At 63.5% G+C, this 5,406-nt stretch carries 4 protein-coding genes and 2 pseudogenes; 2 read left to right on the top strand and 4 right to left on the bottom strand.

Features of this window, described 5'->3' with window-relative positions; translation table 11 throughout:
- Both VGP39_RS19495 and VGP39_RS19500 read right to left on the bottom strand, forming a co-directional pair.
- A partial coding sequence (locus tag VGP39_RS19495; protein ID WP_327569734.1) for a DNA translocase FtsK occupies positions 1-1,675 on the bottom strand: 1,675 nt, incomplete at its 3' end.
- A 276-nt stretch (positions 1,676-1,951) separates the two neighbouring features.
- Entirely contained in the window at positions 1,952-3,178 is a 1,227-nt protein-coding gene (locus VGP39_RS19500) for an aminotransferase class I/II-fold pyridoxal phosphate-dependent enzyme (RefSeq protein WP_327569735.1), read from the bottom strand.
- Between the two features lie 254 nt (positions 3,179-3,432).
- Between VGP39_RS19500 and VGP39_RS19505 the strand changes: the two are divergent.
- Together VGP39_RS19505 and VGP39_RS19510 are read left to right on the top strand one after the other, a co-directional pair.
- A pseudogene (locus VGP39_RS19505) lies at positions 3,433-3,623 on the top strand (DNA-binding protein); the annotation flags it as partial.
- 204 nt (positions 3,624-3,827) lie between these two features.
- A complete protein-coding gene (locus tag VGP39_RS19510; RefSeq protein WP_327569736.1) occupies positions 3,828-4,499 on the top strand; it encodes a hypothetical protein in 672 nt (223 codons plus the stop codon).
- A gap of 54 nt (positions 4,500-4,553) precedes the next feature.
- Here VGP39_RS19510 and VGP39_RS19515 read toward each other — a convergent pair whose 3' ends face one another.
- Entirely contained in the window at positions 4,554-4,742 is a 189-nt protein-coding gene (locus tag VGP39_RS19515) for a hypothetical protein (RefSeq protein ID WP_327569737.1), read from the bottom strand.
- Positions 4,743-5,085: 343 nt separating this feature from the next.
- A pseudogene (locus VGP39_RS19520) lies at positions 5,086-5,406 on the bottom strand (ammonia channel protein); the annotation flags it as partial.

Raw genomic sequence — 5,406 nt, forward strand, 5'->3', positions numbered from 1 at the left:
TGGCTTCGAGCAGGCGCGCATTGTAGCCGTCGATGTTGCGCACGCCGAGCTTGGACATTTTCTTGTAGCGCTCTTCCATCTCGCGCACCGCCCATTTCAGCGCGACCACCGCCTTCTTCGGGTCGGTGACGACGGGCGTCAGCAGGTGCGGGATGCCGTCATAGACGGACAATTCCAGCATTTTCGGATCGACCATGATCAGCCGGCACTGGTCCGGGCGCAACCGATAAACCAAGCTGAGAATCATGGTGTTGATTGCGACCGATTTGCCGGAGCCGGTAGTGCCTGCGATCAGCATATGCGGCGTGCGCGCGAGATCGATGATGATGGATTCGCCGCCGATGTTCTTGCCGAGGCAGAGCGGCAGTTTTATCGCGTCGTTGGTTTCCCTGGCGGTCAGCAGTTCGCGCAAGTACACCTTTTCCCGATGCGGATTGGGTAATTCGATGCCGATGGCGTTGCGGCCGGGCACCACGGCGACGCGCGCGGACAGCGCGCTCATCGAGCGCGCGATGTCGTCGGCAAGGCCGATGACGCGCGAGGATTTGATGCCGGGCGCGGGCTCCAGCTCATACAGCGTCACCACCGGGCCCGGGTTGGCCTTGACGATTTCGCCGCGCACGCCGAAATCGCCGAGCACGCCTTCCAGCGCGCGCGAATTGCTGTCGAGCTCGGTCTTGCTCAGGGGTTGGCGGTCCGACGCGCGCGGCGCGGTGAGCATATTCACCGACGGCAGTTCGAACTTGTCGGATGCTTTGCGCGTGGGAGCGCGGGGCGCGGCCTTCTTGCGCGGCGCGCGGGCGACCGGGGCGTCGTCGTCCTCATCGAGGTCTTCGTCGAAATCCTCGTCAGCCCGCGGCGCCAGCGCCGGCGCTGCGGGGCCCGCGCCAAGATTAGGCTCCTGGCGCTCGAATGAGATGCGCGGCGCCGGCGTGCTTGCGACCAGCCAGCGATAGGCGAGCGTCAACAACCGCCAGATTCGCGCCTTCGCACTCATGACGGCGTGAACCAGCCATCCCAGCGACACCGAGCCACGATCCTCTTCCTCGACGAACGGCGCGTCGTCATCCTCGATCGGCGTCAGTTCTTCTTGCCTGGCCCGCGAGCCAAGGCCGCCGGCCACCAGCAGCGCCGCCATCATCGCGGTAAACAGAATGAAGCCGAGCGCCAGCCGGTAGATCAGGCCGGGCGGACCGAACACCACTGCGGGTGCGCGCACCAGCGCGTCGCCGACCACGCCGCCGAGGCCGGTCGGCAGCGGCCAGGAACCGCCATGCGGCCAGCAACTGGCGAAACCCGCAGCGAGGATCGTGCAGAGAAACCAGCACGCGATGCGCAACGCCTCGCGGTCGAAGGTACGGTGGGTCAGCATGCGCCAGCCCCAGATCGCGACGGGCAGGATCAGCATGACGGCGCCGAGGCCGAGAATCTGCATCAAGAGATCGGCGCCGATCGCCCCGGGATAGCCGACGATGTTACGGATCGCGCGCGACGTGGCGTGGCTCAGACTGGGATCCTGCACCGACCAGGTCATCAGCGCTGCCGCGGCAACGCCGGACAGGCCGAGCAATCCGAGACCGGCGACCTCGCGCAGCCGCCGCGCCAGCGCCTCGCGGATCGACGCCGGCAACTGGCCGACCAGGGGAATGACACGTTCGATCGCCGGCATGCTCATAGGGCCCCGCGATTTGAATCTGAATAGGTGGATCGAAGCTCTGGCGCTTGACGAGTTAGAGTCGAATCGGCTCCGACGTTCAGGTCACCTCTCCCCGCAGGGGAGAGGTCGGATCGCATCGTCAGATGCGATCCGGGCGAGGGGGCTATCCGCAAGTTCGAGTGTGCGGAGACGCCCCTCACCCGAAGCCTGCGCTGCGCTCCGGCTTCGACCTCTCCCCTGCGGGGAGAGGTGAAGAAGGCGCTCGCGGGTCGCTGCGATTGCGAATTCATCGGTTCAACTCTGGTCGAGCGTCTGCACCAGGCGGTGCAGCGCTTCGGCGATGGTTTCGCTGTCCTGCACCAGTGCCAGCCGGATGTAGCCGTCGCCGGGATTGCTGCCGTCGGCCTGCTGCCGCGCCAGATAGCTGCCCGGCAGCACGCGCACGCCGGCGTCTTTGTACAATTTCACCGTTACCGCCTCGTCGCCGCCAAGCGCCGAGACGTCGAGCCACACGCAAAAACCGCCGGCCGGGCGGTGGTAGCCGTAGCGGTTGCCGAGGATCTGGTCGGCGAGATCGAATTTAATCCGGTACAGCCGGCGGTTCTCCTCGACATGCGCCTCGTCGCTGTAGGCGGCGACCGCGACCTGCTGCAGCGGCACCGGCACCTGCGGCGCGGCGACATTGCGCAGTTCGTGGAAGGCGCTGAGGAATCTTTTGTCGCCGGCGGCGAAGCCGACCCGCATGCCCGGCAGGTTCGAGCGTTTTGACAGCGACTGGAACGCCACCACATTGGTGAAATCGGGCCCGGCTGATTCCAGCATGCTGCCAGGGGCTTTCCGGGTGTAGATTTCCGAATAGCATTCGTCGCTGAAAATGAAAAATCCGAAGCGGTCGGCGAGCTGTTTCAGCCGCGCAAGATAGTCGCGCGAGGCCACCGCGCCTTGCGGGTTGGCCGGCGAGGCGATGTAGAACGCCACCGTGCGCGCCAGCACGGCCTCGTCGATCGCATCAAGGTCAGGTAGAAATCCGTTACCGCGCGTGGTGGGCAGATAGATCTGCTCGCAGCCCGCGGCGCGGGCGCCGGCGCCATAGGCTGGATAGAACGGATTGGGCATCAGGATCGCCGGCTTGTTTTTGCCGGCCATCCGCGCCGCGGTGATGGCGGCAAAGAACAGTCCCTCGCGGCTGCCGTTGAGCACTAGAAGCTCGCTGTCCGGATCGATCGGCCGCGGCAGCGTGAAGCGGGCGCCGAGCCAGTTCGCAGCCGCCCGCCGAAACGGCTCGATGCCGGTGGCGAGCGGATAGCGGCCGAAATCGGCGAGGTTTTTAGCCAGCACCGGGCCGACAAAGGCCGGTATCGGATGCTGCGGCTCGCCCAGCGAGAGCATGATCAGCGGCTTGCCGGGCTGGTACGGGGCCAGCAGTTCGGTCACCCGGGCAAACGGCGAGCGCTCGCTCTGCCCGGCGGAATTCTGGCTGCCCTCGTCCCTCGCCACGCCGGATGAAGCGTTCATTGCCATTGGGTTGCGCCAGCACTCTAAGAGCAGCCGGTCGCACGTCGAGACCAGCCAAAAACGGATCAGACCACCATAGATACGGCGAGGTTAAGACGCGATTAACCAAGGGAATTGGCCTTATTGGCCAAAAGGCCTGTGACAACCAGAAATAGCCCAACCGAGACACGATTACCATCGGAGGTTGTGGCAGTCTCGTGCAGTCGTGCGGTTCGACGCGGCGCTCGCGCGGGCCGGCATTCCCGTGGTGCGGATGCCGTGGGACGGCATTGTTTCCCGCCGGCAAAGCCTTCGCGCAATATCGCAACGCCGGAGGTAGTCGCACAGGCGTGCTGCGGATTTTTTTAACGGCGCTCATGCTCAAGTCGAGCAACTGCTGCTGACGCGTCATGTGCGCCGCTATCGCAGCTACTTTCCGAAGGTTGAGCTAGTTGCGCCGGCTTCCACATAGAAAGCGGGGCCCCAGCGTGCTGGAGCCTTAATGGCCATGGCATCGCGGACGCGCCGGACCGGAGTTGTGGGCGCGGTCCATCAGGATCGCTGGCCACTGGTGCGCCGTAAAGCGCGACAATTCGGTCGTTTTCAGCGATTATTCGTAGGGCACATGGAGACCCAAATTGCCGCCGCGGCCCGCCAAACAACCTTGTGGCGTTAGTTGATTTGGAGCAATCTCAGCACGAAAGTTCGCTGGCTCGGGGAGGGGGTTATGAGAGGATCACTGCGCAAATTCTATCTCGGCGCCATTCTGTGTTCACTGACAGGCGTGGCCGTCGCTGCGCCGCTGACCGTCGTCAAGGTGGCGGCTCCTGACATCAATTGCGTGTTTGAAACGGATTGCACGGTCACCGTTACCGACAGCGTCGGCAACATAGCGCTTCCGAACATCACGGGAATCGCCTGGCTGCAATCGCGCACCTTCGCCGGACAACCCGGCGCCCCCGGCGCCGGAAAAACCGCCTACGAATACCGAGTGGACCTGACGCAGGCGACCGCCGTTGGCGATGTAGCCTGCGTTACAGGGTTGGAGGTGGACTTCGGCCCCGTGACCAAGCTTCAGTACAACAAGGTCGGCCCTGCGGACGATGTTTTCGTGGTCACCAAGGGCGGCCTCGGGACAATCGGACTGGCATCGGCGGAGCAGAACCGCAACGTCATCACCTTCACATTCAGTCAACCGGTTTGCGCTGCCGACACCTCGGGCCCAGGCGATACGACGTTCTTTTTCGGACTGGCGTCGATCCATCCACCGAAAGCGATCGCGGCAAGCATTGAAGCCCCCGGGATATTCCCGGATCTGATTGTGAGGGCTCGCGCGCCAAATCATTAGCTGCAGTTGCGTATCAATCTGTCCGGACTGTCTGGAGGCCGAAACGACGACCAATCAGTAGCGGGCGAGGCGGCCGGTAGCGCATCGAGGCTGGCGGAAACGGATCACACCACCATGCGGCGAAGCTAAGACGCGATTACCTGTCGTTTGTTTGAGCGCGAACAGTGCGGTCACGAGCGCACCGAGCACGGTCACATACAACGACATAACTTTAAGCGCACGATCATCGGGATGAAGAATCATTTATTGAAGCTGTTCTTGATATCTGGCGATGTCCGTAATGGATATCTCGGACATTTTGTCCAGTGAAACCATGTCTGCCGGATCTATACTTGGAGAGGGCGTCGGGTTGATCGGCGTTCCCGGCATCCGCAGAACGCCTCGAAGCTGCAGTCTTCTGGCTTGTCCCACGCCTGATCGATCTGGGTACTAATTAGGAGTTGTACTTGCCGCCTCTCCCTTAAAAAGAAAGGGGCCCCAGCTTGCGCTGGAGCCCCTCAACGGTCGGGGCATTGCCGGGTATGTGCCCGAACCGGAGTTGTGGGCGCGGTCCCTCTTGGAAAAAACCGCGCCCCGGGAGAACCCCTCACATGTTGTAGGCGCGCTCGGTGTGCTCGGTGAGATCGAGGCCTTCGCGCTCCACTTCGACGGAGGCGCGCAGGCCGACGATGACGTCGACGACCTTGTAGAGGATCGCAGATCCGATGCCCGACCACACCAGCGTGGTGCCGACGCCCCAGATTTGCGAAATCATCTGCGCGACGAAGTCGTAGTCGGCGATCTTGCCGGTGGTGTAGTCCATGATGCCGGTGCCGCCGAGCGCCGGATTGACCAGGATGCCGGTGCCGAGCGCGCCGACGATGCCGCCGATGCAGTGCACGCCGAACACGTCGAGCGAGTCGTCATA

Origin of the sequence: Bradyrhizobium sp., assembly GCF_036009065.1 — a bacterium.
Taxonomy (GTDB): domain Bacteria; phylum Pseudomonadota; class Alphaproteobacteria; order Rhizobiales; family Xanthobacteraceae; genus Bradyrhizobium.